Consider the following 26,287-nt stretch of genomic DNA (forward strand, 5'->3'; position numbering starts at 1 on the left):
TTTTGGATTTATGCTGTTAGATATGGCAGGACGATTCTCGAAGAAGAAGCTTGGCTCCCAAAGCTCCCTCCGCGAGGCGAATCGCGCCAATTTGCTGGAATCGATCCACAAATTCGGGGCGATGACGCAAGTCGAGCTCGCCGAAATCATGGGCGTGTCGACCGCTACGATCTCGGCGCTCGTGCATCAATTGGTGGATGAGGGGCAGCTGGAGACGCAGGGCACCGTGCGCAACGGGCGACGTGCCCAGTTGGTGACGCTCGCGCACCATCAGGGACTTGCGGCCGGGGTGCCCATCACACGACGTGGATTGCGCGTTGTGCTGTGCGACGATACGCGTACCCCGTTTGCAGACCACTACTATCCGTTGCCCCAACGGCATCTGCCCGACACGACCCTGGACGTGGTGATTCGCCTCATCCGCGAATCCCTGGACCAGATGGGAGCGCAGCCCAGCGAGCTGTTCGCCATCGGGGTGGCCTTGGGTGCCCCCGTCGATTCGCGCTCACACATGCTTGCCGTGCCCGGATTGCTCCCCGGCTGGGAGGAGGTGGACGTCGGCGCCGTGCTGGAATCGGCGTTCGGCGTGCCTGTGCTGGTGGACAACGATGCGAATCTGAGCGCCTTCTGCGAGGCGCGTGTGGGAGCCGGTGCGGGCATTGAGGACTTCGTGTATGTGAACGCAAGCGACGGTGTCGGGGCCGGCATCGTGGAAGGGGGAGAGATTCGCCGTGGGATTACCGGATTGGCAGGGGAGATCGGCCATATTCAGGTGGACCCGCTCGGATCGATCTGCCAATGCGGAAATCGCGGTTGCCTGAACACCGTGGTCGATGAGCAGCGATTGACCTCGCTGTTGGCGGTCACCCACGGCAATCTCACATTGAACGATCTCGTGGCCAAGGCGAATGAGGGCGACCCGGGTTGCCGCCGTGTGATTGCCGACGCGGCGGTGCGCATTGGCAACGTGACCTCGACGCTGTGCATCTCGGTCGACCCCGAACTCGTCGTTGTTGGCGGCGAGTTGGCGAGGGCCGGCGACGTGTTTCTCGAACCGTTCCGGGAATCCCTGCAGCGCCTGCTGTTCCCGGATGCCCTGACGCCGATCTCGGTGCTTGAGGCGAAGATGCCGAAAATCAGCGCCGCTTTGGGGGCGGGGATTCTGGCGATGGAGGGGGTGGAGCGTGCGTCGATCAACGGTGGAACGCAGTCCGAAGGATAATCTGGAAGGCGGAGAGCTCGCACGGGAATGGGGAAGGCAATGAGTGTTCAGTCGACGTTGATTGAACTGCATGGCGTAACGAAGAAGTACGGGAACGTGGAAGCGTTGCGGGAGGTCAGCCTCGCGGTGCGGAGGCGGCAGATCGTTGCGATAGTGGGAGACAACGGCGCCGGCAAATCGACATTGGTGCATGTCATCGCCGGACTCGAGCAGCCGGATTCCGGCAGCATAACGATATGCGGCAGGCAAGTGCGTATAGACGGTATCGCGAAGGCGGCCGAGCTCGGCATAGCATCTGCGTTCCAGCAGCCCGAGTTCTGCGAGAATCTGGATGTCTCGGCGAATATTTTCCTCGGGCAGGAGCTGCGGCGAGGCATTGCTGCGCGCGATGACACCGGCATGTACGACAAAGCGCGCGAAGTGCTCAACACGCTATCCACGCCGGTGCGCGCCAGCCAAAGCATATCCTCCCTTTCGGGAGGGCAGCGGCAGACCGTGGCGATTGCGCGCACGCTGCTCAATGATCCGAGTCTGGTCGTACTTGACGAGCCGACGGCGTCGCTGTCGGTGACGCAGACCGCCGAGGTGCTCGAATACATCACCGAGTTGAGATCGGCGAATCGCAGCGTCATCATGGTCTGCCATGATCTGCCGAACGTGTTCGCAATCGCGGATCGCATCGTCGTGATGCGACACGGGGAGATCCGGGCCGTGCACAACACGTCGGAGACCTCCTACGAAGAGGTCATCGCGGAGATCTCCGGTGTGGACAGGCCCCGCACCCCGCTGCCTCGGTTGCGTGAACGGGCGTCGCGCACGCGAACACAGGTCGGTCGTGAGCCGCGCTCGCGCCCGTCACGAGGAGGGGACCACGATGGAACCATTGCGTGAAAGAAGTGAGCCATTGCGTAAAAAGAGACACTCCTCGGACGTATATGTCCCTTATTACGCAGATTTGTTGCGCAGATTGAATACGCAATCCGCGCATTCGAGCTTCTCTCAATCTTGCGTAATTGGAGACAAATCACAGCTGATTTTGTCTCTTTTTACGCAGGATGAGAAGCAAGAAGCAATGAAGTAAGAAGGAAAAGAAAGGAAGGGAATGGCATGGGTGCAGCGGAAATCGTAGTCACCGTGGTGGCGACAATCGCATGCCTGGGCATGGGCGTGTTTCTGGGGTCATTGCCGTTCAAGCGAGACGAACTGACGGAATGGCATGTCAAATACCAACAGCTATGCGGCGTGCTCGCCTGCGGCATCGTGATCATTCTGATGCTGCTCGGCTATGATCTGGCATCGTGGCTCGCAATTGCGGCTCTCGCAGTGGGTGTGGCGGTGAGTCGCATTCCGGTGGTTCGGCGAGGCTTGCTGGCGCGTTTCCCCGAGCTGCATCCGGCCGAACGGCAGTCGCCGTTGCGCAAGGGCGCGTCAAAGAAGCGCCGGTCATAGACTGGTTGACGAGCGCTCCACCAAGGTGAAATCGGATGTGTATACGCGTTTCGCGCCATCGTACCCTTGAATGCGTTCGATGAGCATGTCCACCGCGTGCCGCGCGTAGCTGTCGATATGCGGGTCGATTGTCGTCAGAGACGGGTTCGCATACGTCGCCTCCGGTACATTGTCGAAACCCACCACCTGCACATCGTCGGGTACGCGGATTCCCCGTACCTGCAATTGATGCAACGCTCCCAGCGCCATCGCGTCATTGAGACAGATGATGGCGTCCGGTCGCACGCCTTGGTCCATCATCAGATTCGTTGCGCGAACGCCGCTGTCGCTCGTCAATAAGCCACCTGAGAACAGCATGTCCATGCGGGCCTCGATGCCATGCTCCTCGTATGCCTGCATATACCCTTGCACGCGGAGTTCCTGCGTACCCTCGGTGGCTTGTCGGTAATGCCTTGCGCCGAGCGAGCCGTCTGCGCCGAACAGCGCGATGGAACGGTACCCGGAATCAAGCAGGCGATTGGTGGTGTATCGCATCGCCTCCACGTTCGGCATGGTGACCTGATCCACCTTGCCATAGGCGTCCCAGTCGCCGGTGAGCACCAGAGGATAGCTTTGGTCGAGCATCTTGCTGTGTTGTCCCATTGCATGATCGGCGAAGACGATCCACCCGTCTGCGGCCAGATTATTCGCCTGTCGCATCGCCCGTGCCAGGCCGTGCTCATTCTGGCCGTAGGTGTTTATGATGACCCCGTAATGATGCTCCCGCGCGCAGACGATGATCTGATCGGCCAGATACGAGGCGAATGGCTGGGAGAAATCGAAGATGGCCAATCCGAGCAACCCGGTTGTGCCGGTTTTCAGTGAACGTGCCGAGAGGTTGATCGTGTAGTTCAGCTTGTCCATTGCCTCAAGCACGCGTCCACGTGTCGATTCACGCATGCTGCCGGTGCCGTTGATCACGTTCGAGACTGTTTTGAACGATACGCCGGCCTCGGCCGCGACATCCTTGATGGTCACGCCTTTTGCCATGGTCGGTCTCCGATGCGCCTTGCTGTTTACCTATGCATTGCCTATCGCCTTGAATCGTATCACTATGCACGTTGCCGGGGATGCCGGTGGCCCAGACCGACGGTCCGGGCCGTTGTGTCAGCGCAGATGGATTGCGGTCCAACTCACCGGCGGAAGGGTCACGGTGACCATGCCATCCTGGATGGAGGCGGTGTCGTTGGGGTGGGGCACCACGCGATCCTGATGGTTCACGGTGTTTGTGGCCAGCATGTCGTCATCGTGCAACGTTCTCACATCAAGCTCGGTAGGCGTGAAACCTTCCGGCAACTTGATCTCGAAGTCGCATCCATCGTCCAGCGAACGGTTGGTGACAAACACGGAGACCGAGCCGTCTTTGCCTCGCACGGCCACGGCATTCGTGGAGTTCACGTTGCCATAGCGGTTGGTGTGGTACTGGGCGGACTCGATCTTGGGCTCCAGCACATCGCCGCCCTTGGCCCAGGCTGCGGTGAGGGAGAACGGGTAGAAGGTGGTTTGGCGCCAAGCGGGCCCATTCGGCTCGGTCATGATGGGGGCGATGACGTTGACGAGCTGAGCGAGTGATGCCGCATGCACACGATCTGCGTTTTGCAGCAATGTGATGAGGAGGTCACCCACCACCACGGCATCGGCCACGGTGTAGACGTCCTCGAGCAGCCGAGGGGCTACGGGCCAGTTGCCTATGCCTTCCGGGTTCTTGCTGGGTTCCTCCTCTTGGTACCACACATTCCACTCATCGAAGGAAATGTACACGTTGTGGTCGCTCTTGAGTCGCGACTTCGTGGCGTCGATGGCGGCGCCCACATCCTTGATGAATCCATCCATATCCACGCCGGAGGCGAGGAACGACGCCATGTCGCGCGAGCCGTTCTCCATCAGCTGCGGGAAATAGTAGGCATGTGCTGAAACGAAATCCACCTTGTCGAAGGTGTGCTCGAGCACGGTCTCCTCCCATTTGCCGAAAGAGTCCATCGTATGGCTCGATGAACCACAGACGACCAGCTCAAGATCGGGGTCTAACATGCGCATGCCTGCCGCCACCGAGGCCGCGAGCTTGCCGTAGTCCTCGGCGTCCTTGTGCCCGAGCTGCCAAGGGCCGTCCATTTCATTGCCCAAGCACCACATGCGGATGTCGAACGGGTTATCGGCGCCGTTGCGAATACGTTCCTCCGAGCGGGCAGTGCCTTCCGGAACGTTCGCATATTCAAGCAGATCCAGTGCTTCTGGCAATCCGCGGGTGCCGAGATTGACGGCTTCCATCAACTCGTTGCCGCCGGTCTTATTCAGCCATGAGACCATTTCGTGCAGCCCGAACTGATTCGTTTCGGTGGAATGCCAAGCCAGATCAAGGCGACGAGGTCGGTTCTCCTTTGGGCCAATGCCATCTTCCCATCGATAGCCTGACACAAAGTTGCCGCCGGGGTAGCGGATGGTGGTGGCACCGAGTTCCTTGACCAGATCGATGACGTCTTGGCGGAACCCCTCGGCATCGGCAGTGGGATGCCCCGGTTCATAGATGCCGGTGTATACGCAGCGTCCCAGATGCTCGACAAATGAGCCGAACACACGGTCGTGCACCGGGCCGACCCTGAATTCGTCATCTACCACGAGTCTGGCATGTGCTGGGGTATGCTCGGCCATATTGCCTCCTGTTCCTCGGTGTCGCACTAAGTACAACGTTGTTCTTTTGTGCAAGGGTCCTTCGTCGTCGAAGAAGGATTGGGGTTGGGTTTGAAGGTTGGGTTAGTACAACCTTGTACTTCATGGTACCGCTCATATTCGGTCGGTGGGGACGAAAGGGTGGCGTGGGTCGGTTGACGCTTGGGATGACGCCGTTTGCTCGGCGTGTTGGTGTGGTGGCGTTCGCTCAGAACAATTGAAGTTTGGTTTCCTTGGCGTGTTATCGGTTGTGTGAGCGCTAACATATACATGACGCATGAGTTCATTGCAGAACTGAATCCCGAAGCAGGAGGAACCATGGCAGATTCAAAGGCGATTGCACAGGCCATTCGTGACGGGCGCACGTCGTTGGGCATTGAATTCGGTTCCACGCGCATCAAGGCGGTGCTCATCGACGATGAGCGCAATACGATCACTACCGGTGACTATGGTTGGCAGTCACATCTTGTGGACGGCCTGTGGTCGTATGACGTGGACAAGATCTGGCGCGGATTGCAGAGTGTCTATGCCGATGTGGCCGACCGCGTGGAGGCCGATTACGGCCTCAAGCTCACGCGCATCGGCCAGATTGGCTTCTCCGCGATGATGCATGGGTATCTCGCTTTCGATGCGGATGGTGAACTGCTTGTGCCGTTCCGGACCTGGCAGAACACCAACACGAGCGAGGCTCATGAGAAACTCTCCGAGCTTTTCCAATACAATATTCCGGAACGTTGGTCAATCGCGCACCTGTATCAGGCGGTACTCGACAATGAGCCGCATATCGGTTCCGTGCGCTATTTCACCACGCTTTCCGGCTATGTGCACTGGAAGCTCACCGGTCGCAAGGTACTGGGCATCGGTGATGCGTCCGGAATGTTCCCGATTGATCCGAACACCAAGACCTATGAGCAGGGATTCATTGAACAGTTCGATGCGCTGCCTGAAGTCGCCGCACAACCGTGGAAGCTCAACGATTTGCTTCCCGAACCGCTTGTTGCGGGCACCCCGGCCGGCGAACTCACGCCGGAAGGTGCGGCGCTGCTCGACCCGTCTGGCGTACTTCAGCCGGGAACGATGCTCGCTCCTCCGGAAGGTGATGCCGGAACCGGCATGGTGGCCACGAACTCGGTACGCCGTCGTACCGGCAACGTGTCTGCGGGAACCTCGATCTTCGCCACCGTTGTGCTTGAGCACAAACTCTCCAAGTTGCGCCCCGAAGTGGACTTGGTGACCACCCCCGCGGGCGATCTGGCCGGTATGAGCCATGCGAACAACTTCACCGCCGATCTCAATGGATGGGTGGACCTGTTCCGCCAGTTCTCACAGCTCAACGGACGAAACGTCGATGACGGCACCCTGTACGGCGAGCTGTTCCGCGCGGCCATAGGCGAGGATGCGGATCCAGATGCCGGTGGTCTGCTCGCCTACCCATTCCGTACCGGCGAATTTCTCGCCGGGCTCGCCGAGGGGCGTCCGCTGTTCGTGCGGGGGCCCGAGGCGCGATTCTCGCTCGCCAACTTCATGCGGGCACAGCTGTTTGGCGCATTCTCGCCGGTGACCATTGGTATGAACGTGATGACCGAGGACGAGGGCGTCGAGATTGACTCGCTGGTGGGCCATGGTGGCATCTTCGCCACGCCTGTGGTGGCGCAGCGTATTCTCGCGGCGGCGTTCAATACGCCGATCCGTGTGATGACCACCGCGTCCGAAGGGGGAGCGTGGGGCATGGCCGTGCTTGCGGACTATTTGCGTCACGCCGATCTCACGCTTGCAGATTATTTGGACGATGTCGTGTTCGCCGGGGCGGAATCGGTGACCGAAGCTCCCCGGCCGGACGATGTGGATGGATTCCAGCGATTCTTCGCCAGATTCGTCAAGGCGTTGCCGGTGGAGCGCAGTGCCGTTGAGCACGTCGAAATCGGTGGGTGAATCTGCAGCGTACGGATCTGCGCAAGTATTTGAAACTGTACAGAAAGGAACAACAATGGCAACACTGGCGGATTATGGACCGGAAGTCCGTGCGGAGGTCAAGCAGGTGCGGGAGGTGGTCGCCGCACTGCATGAACAGCTCATCAAGTGGAATCTGGTGGTCTGGACGGCAGGGAACGTTTCGCAGCGTCTGCGCACAGCTGACCTCATGGTAATCAAACCATCAGGGCTGCGTTACGAATATCTGACACCGAGCTCGATGGTCGTGTGCGACCTCGACGGCAACGTCGTCGACGGTGCGGAATCACCATCGTCGGACACTGCTTCACATGCATACATCTACCGCCACATGCCGGAGGTGTATGGCGTGGTGCATACCCATTCCACCTATGCGACCGCATGGGCCGCCACCGGGCAGAATATTCCATGCGGATTGACAATGATGGGCGACGAGTTCGGTGGTCCGGTGCCGGTGGGGCCGTTCCGTCTGATCGGTTCGGAAGCCATTGGCGAAGGTGTGGTCGAGACCCTCAAGGCGTACCCGAAATCACCGGCCGTGCTCATGCAGAATCACGGCCCATTCACCATCGGCAAAGATGCAGAGGCCGCGGTCAAGGCCGCCGCGATGACCGAGGAGGTGGCGCATACGATGTGGGCGGCCAAGCAGCTCGGCGACATCATTCCGATTCCTCAGGAAGACATCGATAAACTCAATGACCGTTACCAGAATGTGTATGGCCAGCACTGACTTGCACCATCACAATACAACTGCGTAAACAAATTCAACTGCGTAAGAAGAGACAGATTCGCATGGTTTTTGTCTCGAATTACGCAAGGTAGCAAGGCGGCAAGGTAGCAAGTTGGTTTGCGTAAAAAGGGACAGAAACTGCGGTTATTCGTCCCGGATTACGCAAGGGCGGGCAAACAGCTGAGTCATCCACACATCAATCCACATCGGTTCATAATCAATTCCAACAATCCACAATGAAGCGAGGAAAACAACATGGCAATGGAAAATCCGTTCGAAGGCAAGGAGATCTGGTTCGGCGTCGGTTCGCAGGACCTGTACGGCGAGGAGGCACTGCGACAGGTGGCGCAACAGTCCGCCGAGATTGTCGATTCGCTCAACGCGAGTGGCCGCATCCCCGTCAAGCTTGTACTTAAGCCCACGCTGAAGTCGTCTGACGGCGTGCGTCGCTTCATGGTGGACGCCTCGGCCGATGATTCATGCATCGGCGTGATCACGTGGATGCACACCTTCTCGCCGGCGAAGATGTGGATCCGTGGGCTCGAGGCGCTGCGCAAGCCATTGCTGCAGCTTAACACCCAACACCATTTCGAGATTCCATGGGAGACCATTGACATGGATTTCATGAATCTCAACCAGGCCGCGCACGGTGATCGTGAATACGGCTACATTGTCACTCGCCTCGGCATCCCGCGCAAGATCGTCGTGGGGCATTACACCGATCCCGCGGTGGCCGACAAGATCGGCGTGTGGGCGCGCGCCTGCGCCGGTTGGCAGGCCTCGAACACGATGAACGTGATGCGCTGGGGCGACAATATGCGCAACGTTGCCGTCACCGAAGGCGACAAGACCGAGGCGGAGCGTGTATTTGGCGCCTCGATCAACACCTGGGCCGTCAACGAGCTCGTCGCCGCGTACGATGCGGTCAAGGAGAACCAGATCAAGGACCTCATCGAGGACTACAAGGCGAAGTACGAGATCGCGCCCGAGCTGCTGGACAAGGACTATGATTCGCTGTTCATCGCCGCTCGTGAGGAATGCGCAATGGTGAACATGATGCGTGCCAATGGCTGCACGGCGGGCGTCGACAACTTCGAGGACCTCGGCGCGTTGCCGCAGCTGCCTGGTGTGGGGCCGCAGCGCTTCCCATCCGAATATGGCTGGGGTTTCTCTGCCGAAGGTGACTGGAAGACGGCAGTGCTCGTGCGCATCGGGGCCGTGATGGGCTACGGTCTCGAGGGTGGTGCGTCGCTCATGGAGGACTACTCCTATAACTTCACCCCGGGCAACGAGATGATCATGGGATCGCACATGCTTGAGGTCTCGCCGTCGGTGGGCACAATCGCCAAGCCGCGTCTCGAGATCCATCCGCTCGGCATCGGCGGCAAGGCCGATCCGGTCCGTCTGGTGTTCACCGTGGCTCCGAAGAAGGATGCGGTCGTGGTCTCGCTCGCCGACGTCCGTACTCGGTTCCGTATGCTCATGAATGTGGTCGATGTGGTCGAACCGCTCGGCTCGCTCGACAAGCTGCCATGCGCCCGTGCGCTGTGGAAGCCGGAGCCGAATCTGGAGATTTCCGCCGAATGCTGGCTGCGTGCAGGCGGCTCCCACCACACGTGCATGACCACCTCGGTCGGCCGTGAGGCATGGGAGGACTTCGCGCGCATCGCCGGCGTCGAACTCGCGACGATCGACGCCGAGACCACGCCGCGCGAATTCGAACGCGAACTCGAGATTGAGGACATGTTCCACGAGCTCGCCAACAAGCACTGATTGACCAAATCCTACTCTCCTTCCCCTGCCGTGCGCCGGCCCCCATTGGGTGCCGGCGCACGGCGTTTCCATGACCCGCATGTTGACTGCGGGGCTTCAGTGCTAGCATCAGTCATAAACCCACAGAAAGGCGCATCATGAGCACGCTCGCTGACCAGACTCCAGATATTCCCCTCATCACTCTGCACGACGGCAGCAGGATTCCGCAGATAGGCCTCGGCGTGCTGCGCATCGACGATGAGGGCGTGGTGCCGGTTGTTGAATCGGCGCTGGAAGTAGGGTATCGCCATATCGATGGCGCCGCGGGATACAACAACGAGGAGGGTGTAGGACGTGCGCTTGCCGCGACCGGTTACAACACGGGGGAGAAGCGTGAATCATTGTGGATGACCACGAAGCTGCGTGATTCCGAGCAGGGTTACGATTCTGCAATGCGTGCGTTCGACCGGTCTCTTGAGCTGCTGCAGCTCGACTATGTGGACATGTACATGATCCACTGGCCCACGCCGTTCGATTGGCGCAGTGGTGAGACGTGGAAAGCGTTCGCGAAACTACGTGAAGACGGCCGTGTACGTACGCTCGGCGTCTGCAATTTCATGCCCGAGCACCTCGACAGGTTGTATGAGGAGACGGGTGAATACCCGACGGTCAATCAGATCGAACTGCACCCCACGTGGCAGCAGCGCGCTGTGGTGGAATACTGTCGTGCGCACGATATCGCCGTCGAGGCGTATTCGCCGATGGCACGCGGTGCCGACCTCGCGAACGGCGTTGTCGAGCGCATCGCCGCTGCGCATGGTGTGACTCCTGCGCAGGTGATTCTGCGTTGGCATATCGAGAACGGTACGATCATCATCCCCAAGTCCGTGCATACTGAACGCCAGTGCGAGAATCTCGATCTGTTCGGCTTCGCGTTGACTCCGCAGGAGCATGCCGAGATCGATGCGCTCGACGGCCCCACGCGCGCCGGCCATGACCCGATGACGTTCACGTACGCCTGATATCTGCGTAAAAAGAGACAGATTTCGCTATCGAACTGTCTCTTTTTACGTAATCATCTGATTCCTACGTAAAATGGTACATAATCGACTGTTTTTTGTCTCAGATTACGCAGAGGAAATGGGTGGGGGATTGGGGGAAAGATGGTTGGGTGAAGAGCTGGTCGGGTTTGCGTAAAATGGGACAGATTTGCTGGTTGATTTGTCGCTTTTACGCATTCGTTCTCCCCTTGTTCGGTAATCCCATCTGTTCGGTAATCCCGATCGTTTCGATCATCGCATCCTTGCGTAAAATGAGACATAATCGACGGCGATTTGTCCTAAATTACGTACAAAGCGCGAGGCACAAGGCGCGAGGCACAAGGCGTGAGGATTGTGGGGCGGTGGTTGAGGCGCTTGTGCGGAACAGGAGAGCCCCGCAATCCTGTGGGAATGCGGGGCTCTGCCATGCTTGTCGATCGGTAGAATCAGCCGGTGTTCTGCAGGCCGGCGGCGACACCCGAAACGGTGCACAGAATCAGGTAGATGAATCCTGCCAGCTGGCTTTCGGAGAGCTCCTCCTTGTCGACCTTCTTACGCAGCGAACGCAATGCGAGCACCTGCGTGACAGACAGTGCGTCGACGTACGGGGAGCGGATGCGAATCGCCTGGCCAAGCACATGACGGTGCTGCAGAGGCCATTCGTCGCCCACGATCTTGAGCACCCACTTGCGTGTGAGCTCCATCTCGTCGAGCACCTTCTTCGAGAGGTCCGGGCGGTCGCCGAGTGCAAGGTACATCTTCGCGATGCGTTCGTCGGTCTTCGCCAGTGACATCTCGATGTTGTCGATGAAGGTGGAGAACAGCGGCCATTCCTCGTATGCCTTGCGCAGCGTGGCGAGGTCGCCGAACGACTCGCATGCGGAGCCGAGGCCATACCAGGCGGCGAGGTTGATGCGGGCCTGGGCCCACGAGAAGATCCATGGAATCGTACGCAGATCGTCGAGCGACTTGGCTCCCAAGCCGCGCTTCGCAGGGCGGGAACCGATCGGCAGCAAGCCGATCTCGGTCAGCGGCGTGACGATCGAGAACCACGGTGCGAAGTCCTCGCTGTTGAGCAGATCAAGGAACGTTTCATGTGAAACTTCGCTGAGCTGATCCGCCATCGGCTTGTATTTCTCGGTCATCTCGGTGTTCGTCTTCTCCACGCTCGGAGCCGACTGCAACAGCGTCGCGGCGGCCACGGACTCGACGTGGCGGATGGCGAGCACCGGATTGCCGTAGCGGGCGAAGATGACCTCGCCCTGCTCGGTGAGCTTGAAGCGGCACTTGACTGAACCCTTCGGCTGTGCGAGCACCGCGCGGTTGGCCGGACCGCCGCCGCGACCGACGGCGCCGCCGCGGCCGTGGAACAGCGTCAGATCGATGTCGTTCTCGTCCGCCCACTTCGCAATGCGCTCCTGCGCGGAGTGCAGCGCGAGCGTGGCGGTGGTGGGGCCGGCGTCCTTCGATGAATCCGAGTAGCCGAGCATGACCTCCATCTTGCGGCCGGTCTGCTTGAGTCGGGCCTGCACCTCGGGAATCTTCAGCATCTCGTCGAGCACCGAGACCGAGTTCTCGAGATCCTCGAGCTGTTCGAACAGCGGGATCACGTCGATCACCGGGGCGTCGTCCGGGTTCGAGAACGCCAGACGGTTGAGCTCGTACACGTCGCGCACATTCTTCGCGCTCTTCGTGAACGAGATGATGTAGCGACGGGCGGCCTTGACGCCATTGCGCTTCTGAATCGCGCCGAGGGCACGGAAGGTGTCGAGCACCTCATGTGTCATCGGCTGCAACGGTCCACGTTCGCCATGCAGGCCATGCTCGCGAATGTCGTCGAGGGCACGCGCGTGCACCACCGAATGCTGACGGAACTCCATTTCGACCATGTGGAAGCCGAAGGTCTCGGTCTGCCAGATGAGGTCCTGCAGCGGGCCGTAGGCGGCGCGCTTGTCGCCGGCCTCGGCGAGCGAACGTTGCACCACGCGAAGATCCGCGAGGAAGTCGTCGCAGTTGTGGTACATGAGATCGGTGTCGCGCTTGATCGTGTAATGCAGGCGGTCGGCCATGACGAGCAGCACCGCACGATGCAGTTCCTTCGTGGAGATGAGCGACGCCTTGCCGGTGAGTCGCTCGCTGATCTCCTTCTGCTGGTTCCACAGCGTGTGCAGCTCATCGCTCGGCGGCGTGGTCTCGGATTCGACGGTCATGTTGCGGCCGACGGTACGCGTGGCCTCCTCGAGCGCGGCGAGCACATGGTCGCTGAACTTGCGGGCCACCTGACGGCTCACCTTGGCGGTGACGTTCGGGTTGCCGTCGCGGTCGGAACCGATCCAGCTGCCCGGGTGGAAGAACGCGGGGCATGCCGGCGGCTCGATGCCGGCCTTGTCGCCGAGCACCCAGTCATCGAAACGACGGTAGACCATCGGAATCGTGTGGAACAGCGTGTTGTCGAAGATGTCGAGAATCGTGTCGGCCTCTTCGACAGGCGTCGGCTTCTTCAGCGCAATCGGCGACGTGCGGAACAGTGCGTCAATCTCGTTGTACAGGCGACGGCTGTTCTCCTTCTTGTCGGAGCCGCCGAGCAGACGGTGTGCTTCGAGCAGCTGTGCGATGCGGCGGATCTTGCCTTCCACGGCCTTGCGGCGCGCCTCGGTGGGGTGCGCGGTGAACACCGGGTGGAATTCGAGGCGTTCGAGCAGCTCCTTGGCCTTGGCCGGGCCCATTTCGGAGATGAGCTGGTGGTATGCCTTCGTCATCTCGTTCACCGGATCGATGGCCTGAGTGTCGTCCACCTTGGCCTCACGCTCATGGAGCACGGCCACACGGTAGTTTTCCTCGCACAGATTCGCCAGATGGAAGTACGTGGCGAACGCGCGGGCGAGCAGCTGGGCGTCGTGCAGATTCATCGCATCGATCGTCTTGACGGCCATTTCGAGATCATCGCGCTCGGGATGGGTGTCGGTGAGCACGCCGGAGAACCGTTCGGCGCTGGCATCGACGGCATATTGACGCACGGTGTCAAACGTTTTGAGGAGATTCTCGTCGTATTCGGAAAGCACTTCGCGCAGAATGTTCAGACACAAGTCCATATCTTCCTGCAATGTCGCGGGAAGCGTGCGCTCTTCGGGACCTTTGGTGCCGAGCCCGGACGTCACGATCGTGGCATCGGCCGGCGTGATCGTTTGCTCTTGATCAGTCATTCGACCTCTTTCTCCAAACATTGGGTTGCTCGGTCTATCGGTCTTCTGCGGCTCCTCCGCAGTTCTTGGCGCCGATCGTTGCGAGCCCACAGCCCGTGTTCAGTAAAGTTGCGTTTGTATTGTAAGTACGAGCATGAGACACATTTGTTACGTTTGGGCAGGGGCGGTCGGAGTGTGAGATTGCGTCTTTGGCGACGGCCATCGCGAATGTTCGCGCGGGGGTAGTAGAAGTAGAGATGTGAGTAAGAGCGAAGAAGAATCTGCAACCACCACCGACGACATGCATGGTCACGACCGGCACAGCGCACGCGTGCACTGGCGTTCCCGGCCCGTGAAGTCGGCGGCCGGGGCGGTGCGCAGATTCCATTCGCACGCGATCCCGCTCGACATGGAAGACATTGAGCGCGACTGGGACAAGCCGATCACCGACGCGGGCATCGCCGCCAAAGCCAGCGTGATCGTACGCGTGGGCATGCTCGATCTCGGCGCGGGCACCGGAAGCTTCCGTGTGCGCGAGATGATGCACCGCATCGCATACCCGCTCGGCGTGCATGTGCGCGCGGATGTCAATCTGACCGACATCCAGGCCTCGTGCACCGACGGCAAGGAACGCATCACCGAAGTCGTGAATCTGCCGACGACCGGCGTGAACACCGAGCGGATCTGGCTGCTCGAGCATTTCGCGGACTGGTTCAGCGTCAATCTCGGCGCGGGCACCATGTACCACCGTCGCACCGAGGTCTCACGCCAGCTCATGCAGCCGAACACGCTGGGCACGCGCGACGCCTCGCAGATCTCCGCGGAGACGGCGAAACAGCTGCGAGAACGGCTCAAGCAGGAGGCACGCGCGCAAAAACTCGCGGCGAAACGGGCGAGCCTGCGCTCACGGGTCGCCGAGCGGGTTGCCGAACGCGCGAAGAAGAAGTTGCCCGAAGACGAATACGCCGAGCATTTCGACCATCTCGAAGAACATGCCGAGAAGCGCGTGCGCGAATCCGGGCCGATCACGGTGGGCCAGGTGCACAAGCGCCTCGACTTGATCGAACGCCGCAAGCCGCTCTATTCGTCGGCCTTCTCCGGATTCGCCGCCGCCTGCGCCTGCGCGGCCTTCGTGTTCCTGCTCGGCGGTGCGCCCTACGACATGATCGGTGCGTTCATCGGCGCCGGACTCGGCCAATGGGCGCGACGCAGACTGTTCGCGCACCACCTGAACCAGTTCTTCGTCACCTTTGTGGCGGTGGCGGTGGCGGCGCTCGCCTGCGTGGGCACGCTGCGGCTCATCGGCATATTCGACCCGGTCGCGCTCCACCACGACACCGCCTACATCGGCGCCATGCTGTTCGTGATCCCCGGCTTCCCACTCATCACCGGCGGCCTTGACATGGCGAAGATAGACTTCCCCTCCGGGGTGCAACGCATCGCCTACGTGTGCTGCATCATATTGATGGCCACGCTCGCGGGCTGGATGGTCGCCGTGCTCGTGCACCTGAACCCGCAAGGCTTCGACACGCCGCCGTTGAATCCGTGGGCCACTGGTGCCCTGCGCGCACTGTTCGCGTTCGTTGGCGTGTGGGGCTTCTCTGTGCTGTTCAATTCACCGCAGCGCATGTGCCTAGTGGCCGCCACGATCGGCATGATCACCGACACCCTGCGCTTGGAGATCGTGGATTGGGGTGTTCCCGCCGAAGCTGGTGCCTTCATTGGCGCCCTGCTTGCCGGTCTCATCGCCTCCGCTTGGCGTTCCGCAGTGCGGCACGGTCTGCTCGCACCGCATCTGGGTTACCCGCGCATCTGCCTGACGGTGCCGTCGATTGTGATCATGGTGCCCGGCTTGTATATGTACCGCGCGATGTTCTATCTCGGCCAGTTCAACACACTGCTCGCTCTGGACTGGGCGTTCCGTGCGTTCATGGTGATCATCTGCCTGCCTATCGGCCTTGCGATGGCGCGCGTGATCACCGACAAATCCTGGCGCTACGACGTGTGATTCTCGTCTGCCCTCCGTATGGCGGGTGTGGGGAGGGCCGGGAAAGACCTCGTCACTGGATCGCAAGCGCCCTTTACGTTCCTCGATCTTTCCCGGGCCCTCCCCCACACCCGCCGGCCGTTTCCGGCAATCTATAATGAGGTCTTACCTCGGCATGGCGTTGGGCTCAGCGGTCGTAGCGCATGCCCATGGCCTCGCGCACCTCGTCGAGCGTCTGGTTCGCAATCGCGTTCGCGCGGGCGTTGCCGTCATGCAGAATGTCGCGCACGGAATCCATGTCCTTGGCGAGCTCGGCACGACGCTCACGGTGCGGTGCGAGGAATTCGTTCACCGAGTCGATCACATACTTCTTGAGCGCGCCAGCACCGGCATTGCCGATCTCGGCGGCGATCTCACTCGGGTCGCGGCCGGTGACCAGACCCGCGGTGGTGAGCAGCGCGGAGACCTGCGGGCGATTGACCGGGTCGAACGTGATGGTGCGCTCGGAATCGGTGGGGCTCTTCTTGATCAGCTTGGCGGTCTCCTCGGCGGTCGCGCCCAGCATGATCGAATTGCCGTACGATTTGCTCATCTTGCGGCCGTCGAGTCCGGGGATCTCCGGCGCCTCCGACAGAATCGCGGCCGGCTCGGGGAACACCGGATTCTTCTTTGCATAGCGTTCGTTGAAGCGGCGCGCGATCGTGCGCGTGATCTCGACGTGCGGCAGATTATCTTTGCCGATCGGCACCACGTTCGCCTTGCAGAACAGGATGTCGCACGCCTGGTGAACCGGGTAGGTGAGCAGCAGTCCGGTGAGCGCATGGCCGGAGGATTCCATCTCAGATTTCACCGTCGGGTTGCGGTGCAGCTCGGCTTCGGTGACCAGCGAGAGGAACGGCAGCATGAGCTGATTCTCGGCTGGCACGGCGGAATGCGTGAAGATCATCGTCTTCTCGGGGTCGATGCCGGCGGCCATGTAGTCCAGCACGAGATTGAGCACGTTGTCGTCGATGTGCTCGGTGGTATCGCGGTCGGTGATCACCTGATAGTCGGCGATGATGATGTTCGTGTTCACGCCGAGGTTCTGCATGGCGACACGCTCGCGGATGGAGCCGAAGAAGTGGCCGAGATGCAGACGGCCGGTGGGACGGTCTCCGGTGAGCATGGTGAATTTGCCCGGGTTCGCCTTGAGCTTGGCGAGCGTTTCGTCGGAACGCTTCTTCGCCGCGAGGAAGCTCGCGCTCATTTCATTGCCCGCCGCGGTGAGTTGCGCGTTCATGTCGTCGGTCATGCCGGTAGCCTCTTCTCGTCTGTATGCGTGCGTCTGCATGCGCTGTATGGCCTATGTAATAAAGAATCATCGTAGAAATTCGAGAAGACAACACAATGTGTCTGAAGTGGTGGTACTCTCATATGTGATGAATCGAAACAAATAAGTATCAGGGGGTCGCATGGGCCGCGGACGTCAGAAAGCCAAACAGCAGAAGATCGCCAGGAAGCTCAAGTATATGACCACTGACACGGATTACGACGAGCTTGCCAAGGAATTGGGCGCGCACGAGCCGGGGACCGGCTCATTCGATCCATTTGCCGATGTCGAGAACGACGAATTCGAGGCACAGGACGTCGACGAGACGGTGGATGACCTCGACGAATACGCGAAGTGGGCCGCCGAAGCAGCGGCGAAGGCCACAACCGGAGAGATGCCGGAGACTCACGCGCAACCCAAACCAAAGCCGCACAAGCCGATTCCGATGCCAGTGCCGGAAACCTTCAAACACACAGACCAGCAGGAGTAGATCCGCCGGTTCGGTGACATATGAATTCGTGAGGGGCGTCGCAATGAGCGGCGCCCCTCACGGCGTTCGGGTGCGGATGTGAGTAGATGTGAGTATAGGGCTCGGCATGTGCGCGTCCGCATTGATCCGCATTGAGATGGTAGGCGTCCTATGCAAACGATTGCAAAAAGAGATGCCATGCGCTCATCCGTACGGCGTCAGCCGAGCGGCAGCAGCGGCGAGAGATCGTCGCGCTCGCCGACCGCGCTGATGCGCCCGGCCTTCTGCTCCTCGTGCCATGTGGTGATGCCGCTGGCGACGCGCAGCCAAACCTGCGGATCGAGTTCGATCACGTCGGGAGGTGTGAGATTATGCGGATCCGAGGCGGGGCCTTCCAGGATCTTGACCACCGCGTACGGCGCAACGCGTACCTCCACTCCCGGGCCGGGTGCCTTGATTTCCAGCTGGTGAAGTGAGTAGCGCACGGCCATGGCCATGGTGGTGCGGTCGAGCTGGGGTGCGATGTCGAGGGCCGGCGTGGTCTCGGCTGCTGCGCGCGCCGCCGTGCACCAATCGTCGTATGCCTGCATGCCACGCATCATATCTTGCTTACGAATTGCTGCCATACTGTGATTCTGCATCGAACGCTCGATAACAATGGGCTGTTTACCCATGGGGCATTAATCCTTATGGATGCACTATGGTGATTGCGAAAAACTCGTTTTCTCCGCGTAAAAAGAGACGCTTGGCGGCTGTATTTGTCTCTTTTTACGCCCATAGGGATCATAGGGATCATAGGGGAATCATGGAGATCATAAAGATGAGGTGGGGTAGTCTGTTGTTCTGCGTAAAAAGTGACATTTGGGAGTCGTATTTGTCTCTTTTTACGCCAAGGGAGGCGTCAAAGAGGCATGCGTCAAAGGGTGTTTTGCATCAGGGGCTGTTGCGCCAAAAGGAGGAGAGGAGAGATAAGCCATGAGATGCAAGGACGTTCGCGGGGGTGGAAAAAGAGTAGTGTGCGGTATATGGATACCAACGTTTGCAATGGTCGCCGCAGTACACAGTGCGCGAAACGAATGCGGAAAACAGAGTGTTTTTCGTGAAAGAAGCAAGCGGTGGTATATTTTATGAGAACGTATGCAAAAACTGGTGCAGCAATGCCCGCCGACGCGCACGTTCGATGAGGAACATATAGAGGGAGTCACGTATGACCGAACTAACGGCACCTAAGTCCCCGCTGACCGCCAACGAATTCGCTGACGAAATTCGACAGGCGCTCAAGTACACACAGGGGGTCACCCCGGAACAGGCCAAGACGGCCGATATCTATGTTGCCGCTGCAACCGTGGTCCGCCGCCATCTCATGGATTCCTGGATGAAGACCCAGCAGGACATGATCAACGGCAATACGAAGGCCGTGGGTTACTTGTCCGCGGAATTCCTGATGGGCAAGCAGCTGCGCAACGCATTGCTCAACGCGGGCCTCACCCCGCAGTTCGAAGAGGCCGTGCGCGGTCTCGGCTTCGACCCGCAGGCAGTGGTCGACGCGGAATACGAACCGGGTCTGGGCAATGGCGGTCTCGGTCGTCTCGCAGCCTGCTTCATCGATTCGCTCGCCTCGCTCGGCGTTCCCGCCTTCGGCTACGGCATCCAGTACAAGTACGGCATCTTCCGCCAGGAATTCGACGACGAGGGTCGTCAGATCGAACGCCCGGACTATTGGCTGGCCAATGAGGACCCATGGGGGCACATCGACTACGAACGCGATCAGCGCGTCAACTTCGGCGGCAAGGTCGTCGAGGAGAACGGCAAGCGCGTGTGGAAGCCGGATTGGGCAGTGCGCGCCATCCCGGTGGACTACATGGTGCCCGGCTACGCTTCGGGCCGCGTGAACACGCTGCGCCTGTGGCAAGCACGCTCCTACGACGAGTTCGACCTGCTCACGTTCAACAAGTCCGAGTACCTCGACGCGGTGAAGCCGCAGGTCAAGGCCGAGGACATCTCCAAGGTGCTCTACCCGGAGGACTCCACCGAGGTGGGCAAGGAGCTGCGTCTCGAACAGCAGTACTTCTTCGCCAGCGCTTCCATTCACGATGCGATTCGCGTGTTCTACCCGAACACCGACAAGCCGGATCTGACCACCTTCGCCGACAAGATCACGTTCCAGCTCAACGACACCCACCCGGTGATCGGTATTCCGGAACTCATGCGCATCATGATCGACGAATACGGCTACGACTGGGACACCGCTTGGGAAGTCACCCACAAGACCTTCAACTACACCTGCCACACGCTGCTTCCGGAAGCACTGGAAGTGTGGCCGGCATCGCTCATCGGCAAGCTGCTGCCGCGTCACCTCGAGATCATCGAGCGCATCAACAAGCAGTTCGTCTCCGAGCTCGAGGCCAAGGGTGCCAGCGAAGACCAGATCAAGCGCATGCTGATCCTCACCGACGATGAGCACCCGGTCGTGCGCATGGCCTACCTCGCCACCTACGCCGGCTCCAACGTGAACGGCGTTGCCGAGCTGCACTCCCAGCTGCTCAAGGATGTCACGCTGCGTGACTTCTCCGACGTCTACCCGGCGAAGTTCAAGAACGTGACCAACGGCGTGACCCCACGCCGCTTCATCAAGCTGGCCAATCCCCGCCTCTCCGAGCTCATCACCGAGGGTCTCGGCACCGACAAGTGGCTTGAGGACCTCGATCTGCTCGAAGGCCTCGCGCCGCTCGCCCAGGACGACGAGTTCGTGAAGAAGTTCGCCGCCGTGAAGCACGAGAACAAGGTCGCATTCGCCGACTTCTCCAAGCAGCGCTATGGTGCCGAGCTCGATGCCAACACGATGTTCGACACGATGATCAAGCGTCTGCACGAATACAAGCGCCAGGCACTGAAGATCCTCGAGATCATCGCCACGTACTCCGACATCAAGAGCGGCAAGGTCAACGCCCAGGACATCACGCCGCGCACCTACATCTTCGGTGCAAAGGCCGCCCCGGGTTACTACCTCGCCAAGATGACGATCCAGCTCATCAACAACGTGGCCAAGGTGATCGACAACGATCCGGATGTCAACGGCAAGATCAAGATCTTCTTCCCGTGGAACTACAACATCGAGGTCGCGCAGATGCTCATCCCGGCCACCGAGCTCGACGAGCAGATCTCGCAGGCCGGCAAGGAGGCCTCGGGCACCTCGAACATGAAGTTCGCCCTCAACGGCGCGCTCACCGTGGGCACGCTCGACGGCGCGAACGTGGAGATTCGCGAGCGCGTGGGCGCCGACAACTTCTTCCTCTTCGGCATGACCGTTGACGAGGTGGAGAAGATGTACGAGCAGGGCTACGACCCGAGCAAGTACTATGAGGCCGACCCGCGTCTGAAGGCTGCGATCGACATGGTTGCCGACGGCACGTTCTCGAACGGCGACAGGAACACCTACGCCCCGCTGGTCTCCGACTGGCTGACGAAGGACTGGTTCATGACGCTGGCCGACTTCTCCGCCTACCATGACATTCAGGCCGATATCGATGCACTGTATGCCGACCAGCTCGAATGGAACCGCAAGGCGATTCTCAATGTCGCCAACTCCGGTTATTTCAGCTCCGACCGTTCGATCAAGGACTACCTCGACCGCATCTGGCACACCCACTCGCTCGATAAGTGATGAACGGTAATCTGCTCGCAGATTCCTGATGGGATGCTTGCGGCCTCCGCTCGCATATGCAAGCGGAGGCCGCAAGCATATTGCGCGAGCGTATCTATCTGTTGTGTATTTGCGTAAATAGAGACGTTGAGCGCTCGCGGGTGTCCGAAATTACGCAAGATGGACGGGTCTGCGAATATGCAAAGGCGCCGGGTACTCGAACACGGTACCCGGCGCCCTGCCGTACATGTGTGAACTCAGGCGGCGTCCTTTGCGACGTCCGCAGCCGGCTGGTCAAGATCGTCTTCGGTCTTGTCCTGCGCCAGGGTCAGATCAACCGGGGACGAGCTGTTCTCCCACGGTTCCTCCCACGGATCGTAATCCGGGTTCTGCTGCTTGTAGATGTACAGACCAACCACAGCCGCAAGCAGACCACCGAACAGCAGTGCAAAGAACTTCCAACCGTTTGAAGACTTCTTCTCCATGACGGCTCCTTTCAGTATTCCTGGTCGTCCGGTTCGGCCCGGTCGACTCTGCCTTCCATCATAAGCCCCACATCGCAAGATGACGCATATTGTGCTCATGGCAAGCGGATGACGCGTGATGTCCTAAGTCCCCAATGATACTCCAGTTCCATGGCGATTCGGTAGTCGGTGCCACGGAGTGTGTCTGGCTTTGCGAATTCGGCAGGAGAATAAGCGGGCGTCGCAGCCGAGTACAGTGGGAGCCATGCCTCGTCGTGGATTTAGTTTGTTCCCGGACTCGCCGTCCGTGCGCCGAATATTCTCCGCTGAGTCGTTGCGCGCACGATGGCGTAGCGGTGAGCCGGTGGTGACCTCCGCAATCATTCTCATATGCGTGGCCGTGTGGCTGCTTGAGACGCTGTTCCGGTTCGTATGGCCCGCAGGGTATGCCGGCATGCTGGGCTTCGGCATGATGCAGCCGGCATCGATGACCCGCGAGCCATGGACGCTCGTCACCGCCATGTTCCTGCACCAGCCGGCGTCGCTGTGGCACATTGGCTTCAACATGCTCACGCTGTGGTCGGTGGGGCCTGTGCTCGAGCGGCTCATGGGGCATTGGGCGTTCCTGATCATGTACATGGTCTCGGGCATCGGCGGCGATGCGGGCATGATGATCTGGGCGCTGCTCAACCGCTCCGGCGACGCGTGGTTCACCTCGAGCTACGGTGCCTCGGGTGCGCTGTTCGGCCTGTTCGCTGCGATTCTGGTGGTCTATCGCAAGGTTGGGCAAGATCTCACCTCGATGATCGTGTGGATGGCCATCAACTTCCTCATGCCGATCATTGTGCCGAACATCGCATGGCAGGCGCATGTGGGTGGCTTTGTGATCGGCGGTTTGTTCACGATTCTCATGACCGACGGCGTGCGCGCATTGCGGCGTCGCCCGGTGCTCGAACGCGCGCTGATCTATGGCGCGGTGCTGCTGGTGCTGCTGCTCATGGTGTGCTATGCCTGCAATACCGCGAATCCGGTGCGCACCGGCAGCTGGATCCCACTGCTCGACTAGTTCCTCGTTTCTTGGTCTTCCCTAGTCCCGGACGCGAGGCGTTCCTCGCCCGCGTTCCGGGGCTTCTCTACCCGCGTTTACATGGCACTGCGATGGCACGGTGTGCGGATGTTTCCGTATGCCGTGCCATTTCTGTAGATTCAGCGGTCGAACTTTCGGAAGGTTCCGCGAAGCAGACCATTTCAGGGCATCTTTCCGGCAGATTGTTCGGATACTTCCGTGAAACGTGCCGCTATAGGGCCCCAATCTGGCTTATCTTTCGGAAGCATCTGTATGGCAGACCATTGTAGGATCCCGCTGTGGTACGTCTTTCGGAAGTTTCCGTGAGATGGACCGCATGGAGGTGCTGTTCTGGCATGGTTTGCGGATGCTTCCGTAAAACGGTCCGTTTTAGGGTGTCTGCTTGGCGTATCTTTCGGATGCTTCCGCAGATTGAGCCATTCAGAGGCGAATCTGTGGCATATTGTACGGAGTCTTCCGTGTGATATGCCGTTCGGTGCTTGCGGGTGTCGGTGCGACTGGTCGGCTTTGTCAATCTGGTCTCAGATTGACACAACATACGCGCAATACCGCGTGACCTTTGCAGGGCGAGTCCCGTAATGACAATGAAGCGGCTCGGTTGCGGGGCCGTATTTGCACGGGCAATCTCGTATTGGTGAGGAGGCGGGAGGCAGCATTGCTCCACGCGGCGTTTTATTAGGCAATCGACGTAAATATGTCATGTTAGAGGAAGTGTGTGAGACTGCGCAGTGCTCGACGCGCCATTGCACATGCGCGGATCTCAGCAGATACCGCGGCGCCGTGATCTGACAACGGCGAGCAAACAGGTGTTCGATTGCGGTGCCGCAATCTGCGGAGTGGAGAGGCGTGAATTCGAACATGTGTTTGAGTTACACGCATGTAGTTTTCCACAAATGTGGAAAACGTTGTGGATAACATGGGTATAGCGTATGGATAAGTGCTCAAGTTATCCACATGGTTATGCACAATCGTTGCAATTTCAATGGTTTCTGCTGTGGAATATTGTGGACAACGTTATCCACAATGGGCAGTGGGGAGTGTGGGCAATCTAGAAATAGGCAACAAGTTGCACGGCGTGCCCGTATATAGTGGCAAAATCCGGCAATTTCGGCATGTTATGTCAGAAACGAGAACTTTACTCACAATTGTGGATAACGATGTGCATATATGTCGGCGGTTACGCACCGTGCCCGCATACGTCGGCTCGCAGCTGATTCCGTGCCGCTCACTCCGACGCAGGCGGAATGGCATGTGGCTGGCGCACATTTCGCACATCGAGGAAAAGACCGCGGCACATGCGATGGCCAACGGGTGTGGCACGGGTAGTCTCGTGGGTATGGCGAATCTGCAGATGTCACAGGAAACGCGCGAATTCATACGCGCGCATGCCGGCGAAGACGTGCGCGAACTGGCATTGCATGCGAAACGCGACGTGCCCGGGCTTGATCTGCCGTTCGCGCTCGACCAGATTGCCGGCCACGAGATCGCGCGCACAAAACTGCCGCAGTGGGCCGCGTGCGAGGGCATTGTGTACCCGCCGCATCTGGCGATGGAACAGTGTTCGTCGCAGTTCACCGCGGAATACAAGGCACAGGTGGCGGCACAGCTGGTGGCGGGGGAAAGCGAGCCCACGCTGGTCGATCTCACCGGCGGATTCGGCGTCGATTTCAGCGCCATGGTGCGCGGATTCGCACAGGGCACCTATGTGGAGCGGCAGGAGGGGCTGTGCGAGGTCGCGCGGCATAATCTGCGCGAACTTGGGCTCGGCGGTCGTGCTGACGTGGTGTGCGGAGACGGCGTGGATCACCTTGAGCAGATGTCGCCGGCGACGTTGATCTACCTTGACCCGGCGCGCCGTGATGAGCATGGCGCGCGCACCTATGCGATCGAGGACTGCACGCCGAACGCCCTCGCACTGCGCGAACAGCTGCTCGACAAGGCGCCGTTCGTGATGATCAAGCTCTCGCCCATGCTCGACTGGCGCAAGGCCATCGCGGATTTCGCCGGCTCGGTTGCGCAGGTGCACATCACCGCGACGGGGAACGAATGCAAGGAGATTGTGGTCGTGCTAGCGCGCGGTGAACATGAGCGCGTGCGGGTCGTCTGTGTGAACGATGCGCAGCGGCTTGAATTCGAGGTCGGGGCGGATTCCGCGGGGCCATGGCAGCGCGCGGATGTGCTCGATGCGCGCGAGCTGGACGCGCAGCGGTACCTGTACGAACCGAACGCGGCGATCATGAAGGCGGGCGCGTTCGGCGAGATCACACGCAACTATGATGTGCGGCAGATTGGCGCGAACAGTCATCTGTTCGTGAGTGGGCACCCGCTGGCAGATTTTCCCGGGCGCGCGTTCGAGATCACGGCGCTCGGCACGATGAACAAGCGCGACGTCAGGCAGGTGCTTGGCGGAATCTCCGCGGCGAACGTGAGCGTGCGGAACTTCCCGCTCACTGTGCAGCAGTTGCGGCGCAAACTCAAGCTGCGCGACGGCGGAGACGTGTACCTGTTCGCGACCACTGTGGCGGGCAGGCATATGCTGCTGCGCACGCGGAAAATGGCGTGAGCACGGGGCGGCCGCAGAGTCGCGCCGGGCGGCCATTGTGTCGGGTGAATATCTTTGCGTAAAAGGGGACAGATAGAGCTGCTATCTGTCCCCTTTTACGCAGAATCAGAGATAAGAGATAGGTCTAGCGCCAGACGACCGTCATGAGGAAGCCGATCATGATCAGCGCGAAGCCGACGGCCAGATTCCAGTTACCGATGCCTGGAATCGGGTATTTGGCGGTCATGTAGAATACGACCACCCAGATGAGACCCACGATCATGAACGCGCAGAACAGCGGCACGAACCAGCTCGGATTGGCCTTCGTGCCCTTGATCGACTCCTCCACGCGCTTCGTGTTCTCCTGTTGGCGCTTGACCATGCGGCGCATCTGCGGAGACATGTCCTTCTCGTCGATCGTGGAGTTGAGCACAGCCTGGATCTTGTCGAGCGACAGGTCGTTCGCCTCCTCCTCGGAGACCACTGCGGCCTCCTCGGCGCGCTTCTCGTTGTCTTCGGCGCGCTTTTCCTCGCGCTCCACCTTCTTCTCGGAATCGGTCTGTGGCTCCTCGGTCACCGTTTCGGATTCAACGGCCACGGCATCGCCTTCGGAATCGGTGGCGGCGTCGATCACCACGTCGTCGGTGACGGTGGCGTTGCTGTCTGCAGCGTCGTTCGCCGAGACATCCGCGTCGGTTTTGTGCAGCTCTTCCTCAGCCATTTGTGTAGTCTCCTTTAATCGGCTACCAGTTATC

The 26,287-nt window shown here is 59.9% G+C and carries 19 protein-coding genes; 12 read left to right on the plus strand and 7 right to left on the minus strand.

Going from position 1 to position 26,287, the window contains the following annotated elements; genetic code table 11:
• The first annotated feature begins 22 nt into the window (after window positions 1-22).
• The 3 genes from BANAN_RS00305 (at window position 23) to BANAN_RS00315 (ending at window position 2,671) form a co-directional block, all read left to right on the plus strand.
• Entirely contained in the window at window positions 23-1,222 is a 1,200-nt protein-coding gene (locus BANAN_RS00305; protein ID WP_014697003.1) for an ROK family transcriptional regulator, read from the plus strand.
• A 39-nt stretch (window positions 1,223-1,261) separates the two neighbouring features.
• Window positions 1,262-2,113: an ATP-binding cassette domain-containing protein gene (locus BANAN_RS00310; RefSeq protein WP_014697004.1), complete on the plus strand. Its 852-nt coding sequence runs from the start codon at window positions 1,262-1,264 to the stop codon at window positions 2,111-2,113.
• 216 nt (window positions 2,114-2,329) lie between these two features.
• The gene (locus tag BANAN_RS00315) at window positions 2,330-2,671 is read left to right on the plus strand and encodes a hypothetical protein (protein WP_014697005.1); all 342 of its coding nucleotides are present in this window, start codon (window positions 2,330-2,332) and stop codon (window positions 2,669-2,671) included.
• Here the strand turns inward: BANAN_RS00315 and BANAN_RS00320 are convergent.
• Together BANAN_RS00320 and arfA are read right to left on the minus strand one after the other, a co-directional pair.
• The gene (locus BANAN_RS00320; RefSeq protein WP_004219334.1) at window positions 2,666-3,700 is read right to left on the minus strand and encodes a LacI family DNA-binding transcriptional regulator; all 1,035 of its coding nucleotides are present in this window, start codon (window positions 3,698-3,700) and stop codon (window positions 2,666-2,668) included. The genes BANAN_RS00315 and BANAN_RS00320 overlap by 6 nt on opposite strands.
• A 117-nt stretch (window positions 3,701-3,817) precedes the next feature.
• Window positions 3,818-5,359, minus strand: coding sequence for an arabinosylfuranosidase ArfA (arfA, locus tag BANAN_RS00325; RefSeq protein WP_014697006.1), 1,542 nt, complete (start codon window positions 5,357-5,359; stop codon window positions 3,818-3,820).
• Between the two features lie 336 nt (window positions 5,360-5,695).
• Here arfA and BANAN_RS00330 point away from each other — a divergent pair, with 336 nt between their 5' ends.
• From BANAN_RS00330 to BANAN_RS00345, 4 genes are all read left to right on the plus strand, one after another.
• A complete protein-coding gene (locus BANAN_RS00330) occupies window positions 5,696-7,309 on the plus strand; it encodes a xylulokinase (protein WP_004219337.1) in 1,614 nt (537 codons plus the stop codon).
• A 55-nt stretch (window positions 7,310-7,364) separates the two neighbouring features.
• Complete coding sequence (locus BANAN_RS00335) at window positions 7,365-8,057, plus strand: L-ribulose-5-phosphate 4-epimerase (protein ID WP_004219338.1); 693 nt, start codon at window positions 7,365-7,367, stop codon at window positions 8,055-8,057.
• 255 nt (window positions 8,058-8,312) lie between these two features.
• Complete coding sequence (araA, locus tag BANAN_RS00340; RefSeq protein ID WP_014697007.1) at window positions 8,313-9,830, plus strand: L-arabinose isomerase; 1,518 nt, start codon at window positions 8,313-8,315, stop codon at window positions 9,828-9,830.
• A 137-nt stretch (window positions 9,831-9,967) separates the two neighbouring features.
• Window positions 9,968-10,831, plus strand: coding sequence for an aldo/keto reductase (locus BANAN_RS00345; protein WP_014697008.1), 864 nt, complete (start codon window positions 9,968-9,970; stop codon window positions 10,829-10,831).
• A gap of 464 nt (window positions 10,832-11,295) precedes the next feature.
• Here the strand turns inward: BANAN_RS00345 and BANAN_RS00350 are convergent, their stop codons facing one another.
• A complete protein-coding gene (locus BANAN_RS00350; RefSeq protein WP_014697009.1) occupies window positions 11,296-14,052 on the minus strand; it encodes a phosphoenolpyruvate carboxylase in 2,757 nt (918 codons plus the stop codon).
• Window positions 14,053-14,290: 238 nt separating this feature from the next.
• On the opposite strand from BANAN_RS00350, the gene BANAN_RS00355 reads away from it, so the two are divergent.
• Window positions 14,291-16,039, plus strand: a complete 1,749-nt coding sequence (locus BANAN_RS00355) for a threonine/serine exporter family protein (RefSeq protein ID WP_014697010.1) — start codon at window positions 14,291-14,293, stop codon at window positions 16,037-16,039.
• 166 nt (window positions 16,040-16,205) lie between these two features.
• On the opposite strand, the gene trpS is transcribed toward BANAN_RS00355, so the two are convergent.
• Window positions 16,206-17,309: a tryptophan--tRNA ligase gene (gene trpS / locus BANAN_RS00360; protein ID WP_004218354.1), complete on the minus strand. Its 1,104-nt coding sequence runs from the start codon at window positions 17,307-17,309 to the stop codon at window positions 16,206-16,208.
• Window positions 17,310-17,469: 160 nt separating this feature from the next.
• On the opposite strand from trpS, the gene BANAN_RS00365 reads away from it, so the two are divergent.
• The gene (locus BANAN_RS00365; RefSeq protein ID WP_004218356.1) at window positions 17,470-17,817 is read left to right on the plus strand and encodes a DUF3073 domain-containing protein; all 348 of its coding nucleotides are present in this window, start codon (window positions 17,470-17,472) and stop codon (window positions 17,815-17,817) included.
• A 197-nt stretch (window positions 17,818-18,014) separates the two neighbouring features.
• On the opposite strand, the gene BANAN_RS00370 is transcribed toward BANAN_RS00365, so the two are convergent.
• A complete protein-coding gene (locus tag BANAN_RS00370) occupies window positions 18,015-18,422 on the minus strand; it encodes a sterol carrier family protein (protein ID WP_041776923.1) in 408 nt (135 codons plus the stop codon).
• Between the two features lie 581 nt (window positions 18,423-19,003).
• On the opposite strand from BANAN_RS00370, the gene BANAN_RS00380 reads away from it, so the two are divergent.
• Complete coding sequence (locus BANAN_RS00380) at window positions 19,004-21,460, plus strand: glycogen/starch/alpha-glucan phosphorylase (RefSeq protein WP_014697013.1); 2,457 nt, start codon at window positions 19,004-19,006, stop codon at window positions 21,458-21,460.
• Window positions 21,461-21,696: 236 nt separating this feature from the next.
• Here the strand turns inward: BANAN_RS00380 and BANAN_RS00385 are convergent, their stop codons facing one another.
• Window positions 21,697-21,924: a hypothetical protein gene (locus BANAN_RS00385; RefSeq protein ID WP_014697014.1), complete on the minus strand. Its 228-nt coding sequence runs from the start codon at window positions 21,922-21,924 to the stop codon at window positions 21,697-21,699.
• A 244-nt stretch (window positions 21,925-22,168) separates the two neighbouring features.
• Between BANAN_RS00385 and BANAN_RS00390 the strand changes: the two genes are divergently transcribed.
• Together BANAN_RS00390 and BANAN_RS00395 are read left to right on the plus strand one after the other, a co-directional pair.
• Window positions 22,169-22,969 (plus strand): rhomboid family intramembrane serine protease, encoded by an 801-nt coding sequence (locus tag BANAN_RS00390; protein WP_041776924.1) that lies wholly within the window; start codon window positions 22,169-22,171, stop codon window positions 22,967-22,969.
• Between the two features lie 1,366 nt (window positions 22,970-24,335).
• Complete coding sequence (locus BANAN_RS00395) at window positions 24,336-25,553, plus strand: class I SAM-dependent methyltransferase (RefSeq protein WP_406585166.1); 1,218 nt, start codon at window positions 24,336-24,338, stop codon at window positions 25,551-25,553.
• A gap of 124 nt (window positions 25,554-25,677) precedes the next feature.
• Here BANAN_RS00395 and crgA read toward each other — a convergent pair whose 3' ends face one another.
• Window positions 25,678-26,253 carry a cell division protein CrgA gene (gene crgA, locus BANAN_RS00400; RefSeq protein ID WP_014697017.1) on the minus strand — a complete coding sequence of 192 codons (576 nt, stop codon included), beginning with the start codon at window positions 26,251-26,253 and terminating at the stop codon, window positions 25,678-25,680.
• Window positions 26,254-26,287 lie beyond the last annotated feature (34 nt).

Source organism: Bifidobacterium animalis subsp. animalis ATCC 25527 (assembly GCF_000260715.1).
Classification (GTDB): domain Bacteria; phylum Actinomycetota; class Actinomycetes; order Actinomycetales; family Bifidobacteriaceae; genus Bifidobacterium; species Bifidobacterium animalis.

Excerpts from the sequence above, each read along its gene's own strand:
- BANAN_RS00305 (WP_014697003.1), top strand. The coding sequence starts at position 23 with ATGGCAGGACGATTCTCGAAGAAGAAGCTTGGCTCCCAAAGCTCCCTC.
- BANAN_RS00310 (WP_014697004.1), top strand. The coding sequence starts at position 1,262 with ATGAGTGTTCAGTCGACGTTGATTGAACTGCATGGCGTAACGAAGAAG.
- BANAN_RS00315 (WP_014697005.1), top strand. The coding sequence starts at position 2,330 with ATGGGTGCAGCGGAAATCGTAGTCACCGTGGTGGCGACAATCGCATGC.
- BANAN_RS00320 (WP_004219334.1), bottom strand. The coding sequence starts at position 3,700 with ATGGCAAAAGGCGTGACCATCAAGGATGTCGCGGCCGAGGCCGGCGTA.
- arfA (WP_014697006.1), bottom strand. The coding sequence starts at position 5,359 with ATGGCCGAGCATACCCCAGCACATGCCAGACTCGTGGTAGATGACGAA.
- BANAN_RS00330 (WP_004219337.1), top strand. The coding sequence starts at position 5,696 with ATGGCAGATTCAAAGGCGATTGCACAGGCCATTCGTGACGGGCGCACG.
- BANAN_RS00335 (WP_004219338.1), top strand. The coding sequence starts at position 7,365 with ATGGCAACACTGGCGGATTATGGACCGGAAGTCCGTGCGGAGGTCAAG.
- araA (WP_014697007.1), top strand. The coding sequence starts at position 8,313 with ATGGCAATGGAAAATCCGTTCGAAGGCAAGGAGATCTGGTTCGGCGTC.
- BANAN_RS00345 (WP_014697008.1), top strand. The coding sequence starts at position 9,968 with ATGAGCACGCTCGCTGACCAGACTCCAGATATTCCCCTCATCACTCTG.
- BANAN_RS00350 (WP_014697009.1), bottom strand. The coding sequence starts at position 14,052 with ATGACTGATCAAGAGCAAACGATCACGCCGGCCGATGCCACGATCGTG.
- trpS (WP_004218354.1), bottom strand. The coding sequence starts at position 17,309 with ATGACCGACGACATGAACGCGCAACTCACCGCGGCGGGCAATGAAATG.
- BANAN_RS00365 (WP_004218356.1), top strand. The coding sequence starts at position 17,470 with ATGGGCCGCGGACGTCAGAAAGCCAAACAGCAGAAGATCGCCAGGAAG.
- BANAN_RS00370 (WP_041776923.1), bottom strand. The coding sequence starts at position 18,422 with ATGGCAGCAATTCGTAAGCAAGATATGATGCGTGGCATGCAGGCATAC.
- BANAN_RS00380 (WP_014697013.1), top strand. The coding sequence starts at position 19,004 with ATGACCGAACTAACGGCACCTAAGTCCCCGCTGACCGCCAACGAATTC.
- BANAN_RS00385 (WP_014697014.1), bottom strand. The coding sequence starts at position 21,924 with ATGGAGAAGAAGTCTTCAAACGGTTGGAAGTTCTTTGCACTGCTGTTC.
- BANAN_RS00390 (WP_041776924.1), top strand. The coding sequence starts at position 22,169 with ATGCCTCGTCGTGGATTTAGTTTGTTCCCGGACTCGCCGTCCGTGCGC.
- crgA (WP_014697017.1), bottom strand. The coding sequence starts at position 26,253 with ATGGCTGAGGAAGAGCTGCACAAAACCGACGCGGATGTCTCGGCGAAC.